Below are 16,626 nucleotides of genomic sequence, written 5' to 3' on the forward strand. Positions count from 1 at the left end.
ACATGCACTGGAGGTCCGAACCGATTAACGTTGAAAAGTTACCGGATGAGTTGTGTTTAGGGGTGAAAGGCCAATCAAGCCGGGAAATAGCTGGTTCTCCGCGAAAACTATTGAGGTAGTGCCTCGCACGAACACCTTAGGGGGTAGAGCACTGGATGGGCTAGGGGGTCGCGAGATCTACCAAACCTAACCAAACTCCGAATACCTAAGAGTGATATGCGGGAGACAGACGGCGGGTGCTAAGGTCCGTCGTCAAAAGGGAAACAGCCCTGACCTACAGCTAAGGCCCCCAAATCGTATCTAAGTGGGAAAGCATGTGGGACTTCCAAAACAACCAGGAGGTTGGCTTAGAAGCAGCCATCCTTTAAAGAAAGCGTAACAGCTCACTGGTCTAAACAAGAGGTCCTGCGGCGAAGATGTAACGGGGCTCAAGATACGTGCCGAAGCTTAGGGTGTGCCACTTATGTGGTACGCGGTAGCGGAGCGTTCCGTAAGCCTGTGAAGCGATCTGGTAATGGGTCGTGGAGGTATCGGAAGTGCGAATGCAGACATGAGTAGCGATAAAGAGGGTGAGATGCCCTCTCGCCGAAAGACCAAGGGTTCCTGCGCAAGGCTAATCCGCGCAGGGTGAGCCGGCCCCTAAGACGAGCCCGAAGGGGGTAGTCGATGGGAACCACGTTAATATTCGTGGGCCTGGTGGTGTGTGACGGATCATGTGTGTTGTCATCCCTTATCGGATTGGGATGGCTTCGAAATGGTTCCAGGAAATAGCCCCACCGTATAGACCGTACCCGAAACCGACACAGGTGGTCAGGTAGAGTATACCAAGGCGCTTGAGAGAAGTGTCCTGAAGGAACTCGGCAAATTGCCTCCGTACCTTCGGAAGAAGGAGGCCCTCACTATGCGCAAGCACTTTGAGGGGGCACAGGCCAGGGGGTAGCGACTGTTTAGCAAAAACACAGGGCTCTGCTAAGTCGGCTTCAAGACGACGTATAGGGCCTGACGCCTGCCCGGTGCCTGAAGGTTAAGTGGAGGGGTGCAAGCTCTGAAATGAAGCCCAGGTAAACGGCGGCCGTAACTATAACGGTCCTAAGGTAGCGAAATTCCTTGTCGGGTAAGTTCCGACCTGCACGAATGGCGTAACGACTTCCCCACTGTCTCCAGGACATGCTCAGCGAAATTGAATTCTCCGTGAAGATGCGGAGTACCCGCGGTTAGACGGAAAGACCCCGTGCACCTTTACTGCAGCTTCAGAGTGGCATTAGGAAGAAACTGTGTAGCATAGGTGGGAGGCTTTGAAGCATCGGCGCCAGCTGATGTGGAGCCATAGGTGAAATACCACCCTGTTTGTTTCTGATGTCTAACCTCGTTCCGTAAGCCGGAACAGGGACCCTCTGTGGCGGGTAGTTTGACTGGGGCGGTCGCCTCCTAAAGAGTAACGGAGGCGCGCAATGGTGGGCTCAGGACGGTCGGAAACCGTCTGTTAGAGTGCAATGGCATAAGCCCGCCTGACTGCGAGACTGACAAGTCGAGCAGAGACGAAAGTCGGTCATAGTGATCCGGTGGTCCCTCGTGGAAGGGCCATCGCTCAACGGATAAAAGGTACGCCGGGGATAACAGGCTGATAACCCCCAAGAGCTCATATCGACGGGGTTGTTTGGCACCTCGATGTCGGCTCATCACATCCTGGGGCTGGAGCAGGTCCCAAGGGTTTGGCTGTTCGCCAATTAAAGTGGTACGTGAGCTGGGTTCAGAACGTCGCGAGACAGTTTGGTCCCTATCTGCCGTGGGCGTCGAAATTTGAGAGGAGTTGACCCTAGTACGAGAGGACCGGGTTGAACATACCTCTGGTGTACCAGTCGTTCTGCCAAGAGCGCAGCTGGGTAGCTATGTATGGACGGGATAACCGCTGAAAGCATCTAAGCGGGAAGCCTCCCTCGAGATAAGATTTCATAGAGCCGTCGGAGACCACGACGTTGATAGATCGGATGTAGAAGTGCGGTAACGCATGGAGCTAACCGATACTAATTGCTCTATTCGCGCTTGAGAGTCTCACACCATCAATGACAACACTGGGTAACCCAGCGTCAGAGACGGTGCGGATGATTAAGACGACGCCAGATCGCCAATCCCCTCGCCGTCGAGGGATTGGTCACCACAATACAAACCTTGCACGGTATCGATTTTAAAACCCAGATATCACAGTGACGTATGTCGCACCGGCTCCATTGCCTGGTGGCTATAGCGTCGGTGTCCCACCCGATCCCATTCCGAACTCGGCCGTGAAACCCGCCTGCGCCAATGGTACTATCGCTCAAGCGATGGAAGAGTAGGTCGTCGCCAGGCATTGAAGCCCGTGCGACATGCATCACACGATATCAAAACCCATTCACAATCTCATCTACCCTTACGTCCCTAACCGGACCGTCGCGGGGTGGAGCAGCCCGGTAGCTCGTCAGGCTCATAACCTGAAGGTCACAGGTTCAAATCCTGTCCCCGCAACCATCTTCATTTGCAACGCCTTTGAGGGAATCCCCGCGGAGGCTTTTTGCGTTTCTGGCTCAGCGCACAGCGACAGCATCGACGCCAGCTCGCCGCGTAAGTCGATGGCGAGATCTCCGTCTTTCGGAGTCAGCACCTCAGCCTCGATGAGCGCGCGCAACCGTTCGAACGCCTGCGCCTTCAGCGCGTCGTCCTCGAAGGCAGCGGTGAGCTGTTCGACCTTCTCGCGGTACAAGCGGCCCAGGTCCGGGTTAAGCAGCTCGGGTTCCGGGGAAACCATCTGTGCGGTCTCCTGTTCGGTAAGTTCCAGTTCGGCGAGCAGGGCCTTGCGTCGCTCGGTCCATATCCTCATCTCGTCGACGAACACCGTCGCGTCCACGCCTTTGAGGATAGCCGCCTTGGCGTACCCGAGCTGGTGATCGAGATTGGCCAGTTCGGCTTCCCGCTCGGGGCGGGCGCTGACCGTTTCCGCCGTCAGTCGACGGGTCTCTGCCTCATATTCCAAGAGGAACGCTGCAACCACGTCGTCACGTAGCATCTCGCTCGACAAGCCCGCCAGCACGCGTGCGTCGAGTTCGTCCTGGCGGATCGTCAGCCGGTTGTTGCACCAGGTGGGGCCCTTCTTGGCGGCGCCCTGGCAGCCGAACCGGGTCTTGCCAGATTTCGCATAGCTCGCACCGCAGCTGCCGCCGGTCATCTTGCCGGTCAGCAGATATCGCGGGCGCTGTTGCGCGAAGAAGGGCAGGCCAGCCATCTCGGTACGCTGTTTCGGCCCGCGCGATAGCGTAGCCTGGCGGAATTTGACCCGATCCCATAGCTCGATGGGCACGATGCCGAGGGCCGGGGACTCGACGTCATCGGATCGTTTGTCCTCCGTGTTGACAAAGGCATGGCGTTTGCCCGTTTCCGGGTTCTTGCGATACGTCTGTTTGCCGTACGGCCGTCGGCCGACATACAGCGGGTTGTTGAGGATGCCGGTGCCGCGTGCGGCATTGCCGGTCAGCGTGTTCGGCGTCCAGGCCGCGGCCTTGCCGAGCGGATGTCTGCTGGCTTTGCCGCTACGCGGGGGAGGTACGCCGTCGGCATTGAGGCGCCGCGTGATGGCGATGGGCGACAGGCCGGCCGCATAGTCCTCGAAGATCCGGACCACCACCGCGGCCTCGGCGGGCACGATCTGCTGCAGGCCGCGGATGCGTTCGCCATTGCCGTCGTGCTCGATGCGCTTCTCATAGCCGTACGCAGAACCACCGGGGTTCTTTCCCATCGCGTGACGACGCACCAGCGCATCGCGGGTCTTGTCGCTGGTGGCGCTCAGCTGCTCGGCGTTGATCGTACCGATCATGCCGATGTGCAGCGGCGTGACTATGCCTTCCTTGCGCGTCGCCAGGACTATGCCGCGAAAGTTGAGAAGGTCGAACAGCGTCGCGATATCGGCCTGACTGCGCGACAGCCGGTGCATGGCGTCGGCGTAGACGATGTCGACGCCGCCTGCGGCAACGGCCGCCAGCAGCGCCTTCATACCGGGGCGGTGCATCGTAGCCGCCGACTCCGCTGCGTCTGTGAAGCACAACACCTCATGCCAGCCCGCACGCGCGACCTCACGCCGACACATCATCAGCTGCGTCTCGATCGACTGCACGTCCTGTTTGTCCGTCGAATACCGCGCATATATCGCACACCGCTTCATCTTTCCTCCATTCGTGCTTCCTGCATTCGCAAGGAAGGTCGTCATGATGGTCGCTTACCCGATTTCAGGGCGACCTGTTTTTTCGGTGACGTCTGCTGCCGCGCCAGCAGACGCGCGAGGTCCAGCGCGAGATCGTGGAGCGGGGAGGGCGGCTGCGACGGCATCCACGCCATCTGGGGCGCGCGGCGTCACTCCGACTCCGACCTTCCCACATGGTTGCCAGGCCGCATCGCTAAAGCTGGTATTGGCCGGTCTGTCGCTGCTCATATTGGTGGAAAACGGACATACAGCCGCAAGCGGACAGGCTTATGATGCCTTATGAGGCTTATTGATCATTCCACGGCCGAGGCAGATCTCGTTCGCATGCTGCTTTCTCGCAACGGCAGCAGAACGTGTATCACTACCGTTGATGGCGAGCCCATGAGGGTGCGGCGGGTTGAGATCGCCGATCTTCCCTCTGCGGTTGAGTGGGATCACTACGCGACAGTCGGAGGCGTTGGCTTGAGCGCTGACGCCGGAAAATACTCCTTCTTTTCAACCGAAATTGGCACGGTCGAGGATAGCGACAGCGGTGCCATCATCTACGCTCGGGCAGCACAATAAGCAGCTTCCGTGCCGGTTACGGGGATCATCGCGAACGTCCTAAATTGGGCGTCAGCAGACAAAGCCGTCGCGCCAGTGATCCTCGTCTATCGGATAGGGATCGATTGTGAAGCCAGCGGGGTGGTCACAATACCCCGGCGCTTGCCGCAGCCTTTTCGCCGCCGCCTCCGCTCGGGACGGCGAACTATAAACGCCGATCAGCTTGGCGTCGTCGCCGTGCTCATCGTCAGAGCGGACGTGGTGCAAGACATAAGCGGTTTCCATGGCCGCAGTTTACGCGCCGATCCGGATGGGCGCTAGCGTGCGGGTCAGGACCTGGCTGGAACGTCCGCTATTGGGCGACTGCGGACCAGCCGCTTTCAGGGTCCGCCTTGCTGATCGCGATTGTCGCGACCTGGTGGCAAGCGGACGTTGTCATGAAGCGACTTTGATGCAAATTTAGGTCGACGTGGCAAACGGCTTATCGCGTTCGCTGCAGAGCCGCGTTGGGGAGAGCAGGGTGGAAACTACGGGCGTTTTGGCTGCCGGGGAAAGCTCCGCCGCAATGGCCTATATCAAGGCTCGGCGAGGCTTGTCGCCACGACAGACCATGTTAATCCTCGTAATCTGGATGTGCGCCTTAGGCGTCTCGGTGGGGGCATGGACGTCCGGTTCATGGCTGGTCGCCGTGTTGCCGGTGGAATTCGCCATCGTCGGTCTCATGGTAGGAGGGCTCATAGTCCGCCTCGCGTCGGCGCCTTTAATGCGCAGAGCGCTCACCGAGCGGGGTCAGACCTACGAACAGCAACTCACCCTCCGGCTCACGCCCGAAGCCATAGTCTATGATTTGGCAGACCTTACAACGATTGCGCGCTGGTCCTGCGTCACGGACCTCTATCTGACGCGGAAATATTGGGTGTTCCTAGTTCAGAGCAGCGCGATGGTGCTGCCGCGTCGCTTCTTCGCTACTCGCGAGCACGAGCGAAATTTCATCGCCCAAGCCATGTCTCTGATGCCCTCAGCCGCACAAGACCGCAGCCCAGACGCAGCCAAAGTTCTGAAGACTTGATACGAGCCGTTCGATGACCGCTATTGGGCGCTTGCGGACTGGCAGCTTTCCCGCCCGATAGCTGCCGGTCGGCTTTTAGGCACGATGGACGCCCACGAAGGGTCTGAACGGCAATAGGTGGTGGTTAGCAGACTGTCCGCTTCTCCCCCTCGCGAGCTTGAAGCAGACGGGCCGCTCAAATCTCCTATCGGGGCGAGATCGCGTTCAGGATTGCCTGTTCCACTGGAGAATAGTTTCCGTCGAGCCGACATAGGGAGATGGGCTCACGCGGCATCAGGGGCGGTTGAGCCATGAATCGCGGTTCTGTTCCACGATGCTGTTGCGCGGCGTGCACGAGAAACGGGTGGCCCAGATATACCGTGCCAGCCTTGCCCACAGCTAATGCTTCCCGCCGATTCGCCGACCCGGCAAACCCATCGGCGGCGCTCGCGAAGGGTCAGGCCAGCCTCGCCTGCCGGCGCGAGTTGCCTTGCAACGTCGGCATGCGAGCCGAGACGAATACGGGTTGGGGCATCATCGACACCAACGTCCGAAAATAGGAACAGCATCAGCAGAGTTCGTCCCTTGCTGCTTATATTGGCGCGCCACTCCATAAAGTCGGGGTGTTCGTCCCCGAAACTGACGTCAATGTGCCAGCCATCGTCGCCGGGTGAGCCCTCGGAGGGGAAGCGGACCGGAAAGGTTCCAAGGCGGTCACGAGGAAACCAGCGGCCAGTGCCGACAAGCTGATCGAACGCCGTGCGCAGCTTTGGCGTATTCGCTGCCTCCTGGAACGGAGCTTGACTGAACTGGTTTAGGCGCACGACCGGTCGGGTCCATGATGAACGATCATCTGGGTCGCAACCGGTGGCTTCCCACAGGATCGCGCGGGCCTGCTCTGCGATATGCTCGCTAAAGGCCTCATCGATACGGACCAAGCCGTCGCGCATGAAAGAGGTGATATCATCTGCGCTAAGCACAGGATCTGAATGTTTTCACATAACTTCTCACAAAAAGGCGTGGGTCATCGGGCAGCGAAAGCCGCCAAGTGAGCCGAAACCGGCCCGCTTAAATGAGCGGGAAGGCGCACGCGCGATTGAGAGTGATGAACTTCATGTACTCGACATAATATGATGAGCGCTTAGGCAACACGAATGGCGGCTTCCAGGAAGTCGGGAAATCAAGCCGTATGTCAAAGATTGGGCGCAAGCGGAATGGCCGTTTCTGGTGGAAAGCGGACCTTCCGTTTTGGAAGCCGGACCCCAGGAAACCGGCCGAACGGGTATCCCGGATGCATCAGTGTTTTGCATCGCCGGATCCCGCGGTTTGCTGCAGTTCTTCGGCTGATGCGCAATCCATGAGTTTTGCATCAATCGCCGTTGCACCTTGTGTATTGCTGATATAGCACAGCGATGCACGAGAAGACTTGCCATGTTGGTCCGCTGGCTTCTTACCACCATGCTATCTTCGGCAACTGCGACATCGGCCCAGCCGTACCTACTAGTGTTAGGAGTCCCGCATTTCGCGAACCATCACCGCGATATTGTGAACGCCAATGTAGAGGACGTGCTCACGCCCGCGCGGCAGCGCGAGATAGAGCGACTGGTTACCGCACTGGCGGCAACACGACCGAACCATGTCGCGGTTGAGTGGTCCACCACCAAACAAGCTTCCCTCGACGAGCGCTACGCCGCCTATCGCGCTGGCCGATACGTCCTCAGTTCCGACGAGGTAGACCAGATAGGATTGCGACTTGCCGTGATGTTGAACCTACCTCGGGTTGATGCAGTCAACTGGCTGGAAGAGGCGCCAGGCACGGACGACGACTATGATTTCGGCAAATGGCTTACCGCGCACGGCCGGTCCGACGAGTTAGCCAAGCTCACCGCCGACGGACAGCAACGCACAGATGCGCGGGACGCGCTGAACCGCTGCCGACCAATCGCAGACTGGCTGCGCGACCTAAATTCGCCGGCATATGTCGCATGGGACGACAGCCTTTACTTTCGTATTGCGAATTTTGGCGACGCTGTGAACAATCCCGGCGCAGCGTGGGTCGGTGCGTGGCATGCGCGTAATCTCCGGATCGCTGGTAACCTACGGCGCATCGCAGGTGAACCGGGCGATCGCACAGTTGCGGTGTTCGGGGCGGGCCATGCAGACCTATTGCGACGCTACGGGACCGGTATGGGCTTTGAGGTCGCTAATACAAATGCTGCGTTGCCCCCACCCACTCGCTCGCGCTGCTTGGCCAAGTAGGGATTGGTGGGACTTAATTTATAGAACACGAACCTGAACGAGGACAGTGATGCCGTTCAAAGATCTTAATGGGCCCGCTACACGTGCGACGACTCAAAGGGCGCTCGGGAAAGAGATCGCTCAACGTCTACGGAATTTGCTGCGTCGACGCCCACGTCGTCCCGATGATGACGGGTTATTGCTCGTCTCACCTCCACCCGGCCCTCAACCTATGCCGCTCGCTGGTGCAGCTGAGATTGAAAATGATTGATCTTTACCCAAGCCGGCTGATGCAAAACTTTTGATTTTCGCATCACGAACGGCGGCTTTCGGGATCGGCGGGACAAGCCTCGAATGACCGACTTTGGTCGTTAGCGGTCATTCGTTGATCCGGCTCGCTGAATGTCGGACATTGGTGGACTTCTGCCTGACCTCCTTCGGTTAGGCAGAAGCGATAACTGCCGTTCATCAACGGAGACGGGGTGGTGGCTAGCGAACAGAACCGGTCGTACATGTTAGTATGGGCTGACGTCCGGCCGTGCCGAAGACGGCCAATCAGGTTGCACGCAGGAGGCCATCGGCGGCATGGTCGCTTCATGACGTTCATGCTAATCAGGAGCGACCCCGAAAGCGGGCAACTGTTCAAAGCCATGCAGTGACCAGAGTCGACACTTTCGAGCGCCGTTAGGTGGTGCCGGTCAACCTTCGCTTCGAACCGCATTGCGTACCCCGATTGCGAAGGCAGTATCCGCGGCTCGACGCTCCTGCCGCATTCTGTCACGAGCCGTCTTTATCCATCATGATTGTCTCGGCATTCTCGAGCACAATGAAGGGGGCTGCGATCTTGGCGAGAACCGGCCGACTCTTCGAACTGTTGCAAATTCTTCGTAGCAAGAAACAGCCCGTCACCGCGCTGTCTCTTTCGCAGGAAATGGGGGTATCGGAACGTACCCTCTATCGTGATCTTGCAGAGCTTACCGCTCAAGGAGCCCCAATATTTGGCGAGGCGGGCGTCGGATATGTCCTGCGAGAAGGGATGTTTCTCCCGCCGCTCATGTTCAGCAACGAAGAGACCGAGGCGGTGGTGCTCGGTCTGAAGTATGTGAATCAATTCGGCGACGAAGTGCTGAAGGCGGCGGCGCGCGATGCAGCGGCCAAGATCGCGTCCGTGCTCTCGGTCGCTGCGCGGGAGACGCTGCAAGAGCCGATTTCGCTGCCAGGGCCGGTTGGTCCGGCATTTCCCGAGAATCTCGTGGATTATGCCGTGCTTCGGTCGAGCATCGACAAGCGGCTGAAACTGCGCATCGCCTATCGCGACGCACAGGGTGCGGAGAGCAATCGGATCGTCTGGCCGATCGCGCTGGGGTTCATGCAGGAAGCGCGCGTCGTCGTGGCCTGGTGCGAAACACGCCAGGCCTTTCGCACCTTCCGCACCGATCGCATCTCCGCGGCCGAGCCGTTGCAGGAACGCTATCCGGAACGCCGCAATGCCCTGCTGCGCAGGTGGCGAAGCCAGATCGATGACGATGCCGCACGCCAATTCGCCGACGGTGGCGATGATAGTCACTGATAGCTGAATTCTTGGAAAGCAGCGCCCCGCGCACGTCGCTCCTGACACAATCTGTCAGGGGGTGCGACTATCTGGAGGTCACCCGATACCGCTTCCGGAGTGACCCGCGATGATTGACCATGTGATCCTGACCGTTTCCAGTTTCGAACGGTCCGTGCCGTTCTACGAGGCAGCACTGAAGCCGCTCGGCCTCACCGATGTGACCGATTTCCCAGCCCAGGAAGGCCACCCGCAGCTGAAGGGTTTCGGCACCAACGGATCGTGGTTCCTGTGGCTGAAGGAGGGCGCGGCGCAGCCGGACGCCGTGCACGTCGGCCTGGTCGCCTCCAGTCAGGACAAAGTCCGCGCATTCCACGCTGCCGCCGTCGCGGCGGGTGCTGGGGTGAGGACGGCGCCGGGCCCGCAGCTCCACTATTTCCCCGGCTATTTCGCCACCTGGATCCTCGATCCGGACGGCCACGACATCGAAGTCGTCAACAAGACCGGTCAGGTCGAATAGCCGTGACCAAACCGCGCTAGCGCGCGCTCGACCAAGGGGGGGCACCCATGACAATCTCTGAAGCCAACACGAACGGCCTGACCTTTGCGGTGCCGACGCGGCGCGCGCTTCTCGTCGGTGGCGCGGTTGCCGCCGGCGTGGCGCTCGCCGCTTCGAGTGACGGCGCCGTTCGCCGCGCAACCCTGAACACTGACGGAGAAAAGACGATGGGCACGATTACGGTCAAGGACGGCACGAGCATCTTCTACAAGAGCTGGGGCGAGGGGCAGCCAATCATGTTCCATCACGGCTGGCCGTTGAGCGGCGACGATTGGGACACGCAGATGATGTTCTTCGCGGCTGAGGGCTTCCGCGTCGTCGCGCACGACCGTCGTGGCCACGGTCGGTCGAGCCCCAGCGCGACCGGCAATGACATGGATAGCTATGCCGCCGATGTTGCCGCGGTCGCCGCGCAGCTAGGCCTGGAGAACGCGGTCCATGTTGGTCATTCGACCGGCGGCGGCGAAGTGGCGCGCTATGTTGCGCGATACGGCGGCAACGGTCGCGTGGCGAAGGCGGTGCTGATCGGCGCGATCCCGCCGGTGCTGATGAAGACCGCGGCCAATCCCGACGGCGTCCCGGCCGCGGTGATCGACGGCATCCGTGCCGCGGTCGCGGGCAATCGCGCGCAATTCTACCGCGATTTTCCGAGCGGCCCTTTCTATGGCTACAACCGGCCTGGCGCGGTGCCGTCGCAGGCGGTGATCGACAACTGGTTCCGCCAGGGAATGACGGGCGACATCAAGGCGCAGTATGACTGCATCACCGCCTTCTCGGAAACCGACTTCACCGCCGACCTGAAAGCGATCGAGCAGCCTGTGCTGGTGCTGCACGGCGAGGACGACCAGATCGCGCCGATCGCCGGCACTGCGGCACGCGCGGTCAAACTGCTGCGCCGTGGCACGCTCAAGAGCTATCCGGGCTATCCGCATGGCATGGCGACGACGCACGCCGACGTCATCAACGCCGATATTCTGGCGTTCATCCGGCAGTGAGCTTTGGCGGCGGGCGGGAGTCGTATCCCGCCCGCTTTCCGACGACCGTCCTTTCCACCACGGCGCCGCCTCTTGCGCGCGCGGGAGACCTGTCATGTCCACCGTCATCACCCTGTCGCACGGGCAATTGCGCGAGCGCTTCGCCGAGCTTGCCGAGACCCCGGCCATCCTCAAGGCGTTCGACTTTGCCCGCGCGCGCATGTCCCCGGTCCTGTTCAACCACGCCACACGTTCCTGGATCTTCGCGGCCAAGATCGGTGCGCGGCGCGCCGAACCCTTCGATGCGGAGATCGTGGCGGTCACGACCCTGCTGCACGACATGGGTTTCACGCCGCACGGCGAGGGCCCGCATCGCTTCGAGGTCAACGGCGCCAACCTCGCTCGCGCCTTCGTCCGCGACCTGGGGTTCGACGATCGCCGTGCGCAATTGGTGTGGGACGGCATCGCGCTGCACGCCACCCACTCGATCAGCCTGTTCAAGGAGACCGAGGTTGCGCTGTCGTCGCGCGGGATCGGCGTCGATTTCGGCACCGCCGATTACGCGATACTTGGCCCGACCGAGATCGCCGCGGTCGTCTCGGCGGTCCCACGGCTCGACATGAAACGCGCCTTCGCCGCTTGCGCGCTGCATCTGGCAGAAACCAAACCGGAAACCACTTACGACACCTTTATCCGCGATTTCGGAGAGCGGTACGTGCCGGGCTATGCTGCGCCCTCCTGGGTCGATGCCATAGCCGCAGGTCCCTACGCTGAGTGATGCGAGCCCCTCGCCTTGGACTGTGCTCGGAATCGCAGTTCAGATCAGAATTTGTCAGGGCGCTCGCTTATCAAAATTATATACTTAGTTACAATGCTTGATGGGTTTGGAGCTGCGCTGCCAATTGCGGAGGTTGTAAAGGCAATGCAAGACTTAGGTCATATTGTCGAGGTGGTAGCGGTCATTGGTAAAGGCATTGCGGCTTGCAATCGGCTTAGCGAAGCTGGCATCCGTTACCGTTTCATCGGTGACCGGTTACATCAGCATGCTAAGCCAATGCGTGGACTGCTCAGTCTGTGCCGGCAGGAAAAGCCTGACGTGATCTGGACTTCCATGATCCAAGCTACTGTTTACGGGAAAATTGCCGGCGTAATCACGGGAACACCAGTTGTCGCCTGGCAGCACAACGCTTTTTTGAAACCGTCTAATCGACGTATTCTACGTGTTACAAAACGGTTTACGAAGCGGTGGGTCGCGGACTCAACGGCCGCTGCTGACTTTGCGGTATCGTCGCTGAGCCTGGAGCCAAGAGACGTTGACATATGGCCACTGTTCTACGCTGATTCTGAGCAACCTCGCGCTAGAATGTGGGACGGGAACGGTATATTTCGTTTTGGGAGCCTGGGACGGCTCCATAAGAATAAGAGGTACGACGTATTAATCGAAGCGTTGGCGATATTGTCTGAGCGCTATCCCGAGGTGGCATCGCGAGTCTCATTCGAAATTGCCGGCAATGGAAAACAACGAGCTTCGCTAGAAAAGCTGGCGAAGGACCGTGGCGTCGCCAACATGAAATTCTCCGGGTATCGTAGCGACCCATTTGAATTCCTTGCACAGTTGCACGGCTACATTCAGCCCTCGCGAAACGAGGGACTTTGCATAGCTGCCCACGAAGCGATGCACGCTGGACTGCCGGTTCTTACTACGCCCGTCGGTGAACTAAAAAATAGTGTTATCCCCGATAAGACGGGTTGGATAGCCGAGAAAAATAATCCTAGCTCGCTTGCTGAGCGCATATTCGAGATATTCAGCAATCCGGAAAAGGCCGCACGGATAGGAAGCGCTGCGCATGATTTTGTGGCTGAAAGGTTTAGCTACCAAAACTTTCTGATTAGAGGGGAGCAGGCCCTGGAGAATGTACGCACCTCGTTAAGTCTAGACTAGAATTATTGTCATATTCCCCTACCCCCCCGAGGGAGCTGCGGGTCTACATTATCGATAAGGGCACATGTTGGCCTGTCACCATCTACACTCGAGCGTATCAAGCCACTGACCTACATTATTGAACGAATACAGCGTTCGGGTAGCAGCCCGAGCTACGGCGAGATCGGGTGGGCATTGTGTCCTGGGGCTTAAAATCGCGTGCGCGTTTGTTGGTCGACCAGCCGGCTGTGCTGGGCGTGATCGAACTACCGTCCGCATCGCGCCGTGGCCTTCGTATCGCGATCGGTAGCGCTGCCGTGAGATGACCGATGACGCCTTCGGCTAGAAGGGGCGGCAATATCATCGTGTCTTGCTGAGCGAACGTCCGCAATAAGTAAGCGCGCTGGCGGCCGGGAATGGCAAGGAATGGGCGTGAGCGGCCGGGCAGCTTTTGGCCTGCACCCTGTCGAAAAACACAACCTTTCCGACAAAGCTACTGAGCAGCGGCAGGGACCTCGGGGTAAAGCAAGAACTCTGGTGATCTGCAGGGTGTCGGAAAACGGTAAGTTTGCGGCACTCCGGAATGGTCGGAGTGCTTGGTACGCTGTCCGAAATCACCTGTTTGTCGCATAGTCGTGATTACGACCGGGTTTTCCGCACACCCAAACGATGAATGACGATAAATGGTGGTCAACGGACCGGCTGCTTTCGGGAGGGCGGGTAGCGATAGCCGACCTTAGGCAGCTGCCGCCCTTCCCAAAAAGGGGCGGATTTCGGGAATGTCCGGGTTGACTGGAATCAGACGCTCCTTGCGGTTCGGCGGCTTAATTAGCGGGCAAGCGGTGCGCCGTAAAATTAGAGATGCTTTTGGCAGTGCCGGGATCGCGGTTGGCCAGTACGACGATCGTGTAGCCGTTCTGCAAGAAGTGGAATAACGAACCGCTCATGCCGGGTGCTCCGCCACCGTGACCAATATACGGGCCGATCCCTGCCACTGATCCACCGAAATCAAAATGGGTAAAATGCCCGCCGCTAGTTTTCAATCCACCGTCTTTTAACCTCTGAAACGTTTCACGTCGCAGTAGCTGGTAGGAAGTCAGACCGTTAACAAACCTATTGAAATCACCTACTGTCGAATAGCCTCCTCCAGCGGACGTACCACTGAACGGAAGGGTATCATCCGCTCGCGAGATTTTAGTACCAGACCCCATATAACTCATGGCCCGACGAGGTAAGATTGAACGCTCAGGATCATTACCCGTCGACGTCATTCCGGCTGGCGCGAATACATATCGTCGGGTGTAGTCATCGTAGCTCAGCCCAGAAACGGTCTCAACGATTCGGCCCAGCAGGATGAAGCCATAGTTGCTATACGAGGAGCGACTGCCGGGATCGAACTCTAATGCACGCGAACCATACAGCGCGACGTAATCCTTCAGATTGCGCAGTGAACCTTTTCGTCTATCAAATTCCGGCCCAAAGATGTCACCGGTTCCGCCCGTGTGTGTAAGGAGGTGAGCAACAGTGACCTTCGTGGCAACGTTCCGGTTTAGATAACCGGTCAAGTAGCGACCAATGGGAGCATCCAAGTCAATCTTATTGTCTTGAACCAGTTGCATTATGGCTACGGCCGTGAACATCTTACCCATCGAACCGAAGCGGAACTGCGTATCGAGAGTGTTTGGTTTGTGGTTCGTTTTATCCGCTAAACCATACGCCATTTGAAAAAGTATGCGTCCCGAATGAGAAATCAGCACTGCGCCCGAAAAATGGTCTTTAGCCGCTTTGCCGCCCACACGCTCTTCCACAGCTTTGACAAGCATACGAGACGTGAGCGGTTCTGGTCTCACGTAGCCAAGTGGTGCTTCGTCAGTTAGAAATACGCCGACGAATTCAGGGTTTTCCGAGATAGTTGCATTAATTCTGAACTGTGTAACTGCGAATGAATCTGCGTTCTTATCAAAGACCCAATTGTATAGGTTGTTGCTATCAACGGACTTTACACCGCAGAGTTGAAGGTTGCCGAGAAAACTCCTCATTTCCAACCACTCGGCCGGGCCGCCAGGAATCTTTGGTCCTCGATCATTGATTAAGGCGATGTAATCGGCGTCATTCGCCGTTTTAGAAGCTTGGAACCAAGCTTCAGACATCCGTAGCGCGGAAACAATTGAGGGAGGTTGAGTTCCAGCAGTCGGTTCAACTCCGTTGCAGATTGGCAACGACGAAGATGGCTCCGAAGGGCTCGTAGAAGCTAACATCATCGCGAGAATAGGAAGGAGCATCCACCAGCCTTTTTGTTGTGGTTGGGTGTATCCTGATTGGTTTGAAGCTTCTGTGCCAGCGATTCTGACGATCGACGATCTATTGATCGGCCGGTTTTAGCGATAGCGGTCGAGCCGGCTTTCCCGAAAGCGAACGTAGATCGGGGAGTCTCGCCGCCTCGATCGCGCTGACGAACGCCTGCGGGTTTCGCTTTCCCAAAATCTGTTCCCAATTTCTCTTTCCCGAAATAGCCAATCGGAGACGGAGAAACGGGAAAGATCGCGCTGAACGAATGGCCGTTATTATTGGGCGCCCGGATCGCCAGCCTGAACGTCCGGGTTTGGGCGAAAGTCGAATGCCCGGAATCGGCGGGAAGCGGCCCGGCCCCTTGCAGAAGGACCGAGACGTTAGGGGAGCAACCTGACGGTCAAGACCGTCATGAAGGGTCGGCGCGCTCGACTAGCGCACCCCACCTACGACGGCCCCATCGACGCCACAACAGGAATACAAGCGCTAGCACGAGGAATGGCGGCCCAAGTCCGGCTACGACCCAGAGCAGAGCGGCGAGCGTCAGGCCGATCGAGCCCAGCGCGGTATCGCCGGCATCGCGGAACCGGTCGATCAACCCCGTTCCCCGGCCGGTCCGATACGCGAAGGTCATCGGCGTGTTGGCCAGGCTCTCGCGCTGCGTCGCCGCTTGGGCCGCGGCGGCACGAACGGGTTCTGCAAGCGCCGCCTGCTGACGGAGAAGTTCGGTGCGCTCGCGTGGCGAGAGGTCAAGGCGGGCGAGTTCCCGCATGATGCGCGCACGGTCGCTGTCCAGATCGGCCTGTTGAAGGGTCGTGACGGCCGCCTCGGAGGCAACGTCGGTACCGCTGATGTCGGCGCCGGTTAGTGTCGCGCCCATGCTCTCGGCACGCTTGACGCCGTCGCGGCCAAAGGTCCGGGCGATCGACGCCGCGACCTTGACCGCCAAGCTGGCGTTCACGTCGCCTTGGCGGTCAACGCTATAACGTAACCCTGTTATGCGACAGCGCGCGGTACCGAGGCTTTCGCACGCGCGGGCATGGTCCTCCTGCAGATCCCCTATGCGCGTCGAGGGCAAGACCAAGGAATAGCTGTAGTCGAATGCCACGCCAGCGATCGCGTTGCCGGCGACGTCGGGCTCACCTGCGCTGCCCTCCGGGGCGCGGCTGCATCCGGCGAGCACGATCAGGGCAATGCCCGTAACAAGCAGCTTCATCGGTGCGCTCTCCCTGCAATTTCAATCACCATCGGATGCATGGGGATTTGCGTCAAGCATT

The 16,626-nt window shown here is 58.9% G+C and carries 13 protein-coding genes, 1 tRNA gene and 2 rRNA genes (1 of these 16 running past the window's edge); 12 read left to right on the forward strand and 4 right to left on the reverse strand.

What is annotated here, in order from left to right; translation table 11 throughout:
* The 5 genes from J3A66_RS17405 to J3A66_RS17425 all read left to right on the forward strand — a co-directional run.
* Positions 1-2,048: ribosomal RNA gene (locus J3A66_RS17405) — 23S ribosomal RNA — on the forward strand (it extends 749 nt beyond the left edge of the window).
* 183 nt (positions 2,049-2,231) lie between these two features.
* Positions 2,232-2,346 (forward strand): 5S ribosomal RNA (gene rrf, locus J3A66_RS17410).
* Positions 2,347-2,428: 82 nt separating this feature from the next.
* Positions 2,429-2,505, forward strand: a tRNA-Met gene (locus J3A66_RS17415).
* Between the two features lie 886 nt (positions 2,506-3,391).
* Positions 3,392-4,501, forward strand: a complete 1,110-nt coding sequence (locus J3A66_RS19365) for a hypothetical protein (protein ID WP_245336859.1) — start codon at positions 3,392-3,394, stop codon at positions 4,499-4,501.
* Positions 4,502-4,507: 6 nt separating this feature from the next.
* Positions 4,508-4,792 (forward strand): hypothetical protein, encoded by a 285-nt coding sequence (locus J3A66_RS17425; protein WP_192142124.1) that lies wholly within the window; start codon positions 4,508-4,510, stop codon positions 4,790-4,792.
* Between the two features lie 51 nt (positions 4,793-4,843).
* Here J3A66_RS17425 and J3A66_RS17430 read toward each other — a convergent pair whose 3' ends face one another.
* Positions 4,844-5,056, reverse strand: a complete 213-nt coding sequence (locus J3A66_RS17430) for a hypothetical protein (RefSeq protein ID WP_192142126.1) — start codon at positions 5,054-5,056, stop codon at positions 4,844-4,846.
* Positions 5,057-5,336: 280 nt separating this feature from the next.
* Here J3A66_RS17430 and J3A66_RS17435 point away from each other — a divergent pair, with 280 nt between their 5' ends.
* Complete coding sequence (locus tag J3A66_RS17435) at positions 5,337-5,840, forward strand: YcxB family protein (RefSeq protein WP_209570208.1); 504 nt, start codon at positions 5,337-5,339, stop codon at positions 5,838-5,840.
* 263 nt (positions 5,841-6,103) lie between these two features.
* On the opposite strand, the gene J3A66_RS17440 is transcribed toward J3A66_RS17435, so the two are convergent.
* Positions 6,104-6,769: a hypothetical protein gene (locus tag J3A66_RS17440; RefSeq protein ID WP_245336860.1), complete on the reverse strand. Its 666-nt coding sequence runs from the start codon at positions 6,767-6,769 to the stop codon at positions 6,104-6,106.
* A 481-nt stretch (positions 6,770-7,250) separates the two neighbouring features.
* Between J3A66_RS17440 and J3A66_RS17445 the strand changes: the two genes are divergently transcribed.
* From J3A66_RS17445 to J3A66_RS17470, 6 genes are all read left to right on the forward strand, one after another.
* Complete coding sequence (locus J3A66_RS17445; protein WP_209570210.1) at positions 7,251-8,078, forward strand: DUF5694 domain-containing protein; 828 nt, start codon at positions 7,251-7,253, stop codon at positions 8,076-8,078.
* 823 nt (positions 8,079-8,901) lie between these two features.
* A complete protein-coding gene (locus J3A66_RS17450) occupies positions 8,902-9,627 on the forward strand; it encodes a YafY family protein (protein ID WP_192142133.1) in 726 nt (241 codons plus the stop codon).
* Positions 9,628-9,736: 109 nt separating this feature from the next.
* A complete protein-coding gene (locus tag J3A66_RS17455) occupies positions 9,737-10,126 on the forward strand; it encodes a VOC family protein (protein WP_209570212.1) in 390 nt (129 codons plus the stop codon).
* Positions 10,127-10,332: 206 nt separating this feature from the next.
* Positions 10,333-11,160, forward strand: coding sequence for an alpha/beta hydrolase (locus tag J3A66_RS17460; protein ID WP_209570564.1), 828 nt, complete (start codon positions 10,333-10,335; stop codon positions 11,158-11,160).
* A gap of 94 nt (positions 11,161-11,254) precedes the next feature.
* Positions 11,255-11,917, forward strand: coding sequence for an HD domain-containing protein (locus J3A66_RS17465; protein ID WP_209570214.1), 663 nt, complete (start codon positions 11,255-11,257; stop codon positions 11,915-11,917).
* A 93-nt stretch (positions 11,918-12,010) separates the two neighbouring features.
* Positions 12,011-13,081 (forward strand): glycosyltransferase family 4 protein, encoded by a 1,071-nt coding sequence (locus tag J3A66_RS17470; RefSeq protein ID WP_209570216.1) that lies wholly within the window; start codon positions 12,011-12,013, stop codon positions 13,079-13,081.
* Positions 13,082-13,884: 803 nt separating this feature from the next.
* Here the strand turns inward: J3A66_RS17470 and J3A66_RS17475 are convergent.
* Positions 13,885-15,342 (reverse strand): serine hydrolase domain-containing protein, encoded by a 1,458-nt coding sequence (locus tag J3A66_RS17475; RefSeq protein WP_209570218.1) that lies wholly within the window; start codon positions 15,340-15,342, stop codon positions 13,885-13,887.
* A gap of 416 nt (positions 15,343-15,758) precedes the next feature.
* Positions 15,759-16,565: a hypothetical protein gene (locus tag J3A66_RS17480; RefSeq protein ID WP_192142143.1), complete on the reverse strand. Its 807-nt coding sequence runs from the start codon at positions 16,563-16,565 to the stop codon at positions 15,759-15,761.
* Between the last annotated feature and the right edge of the window lie 61 nt (positions 16,566-16,626).

The organism is Sphingomonas sp. PvP018 (assembly GCF_017876865.1).
GTDB lineage: Bacteria > Pseudomonadota > Alphaproteobacteria > Sphingomonadales > Sphingomonadaceae > Sphingomonas > Sphingomonas aerolata.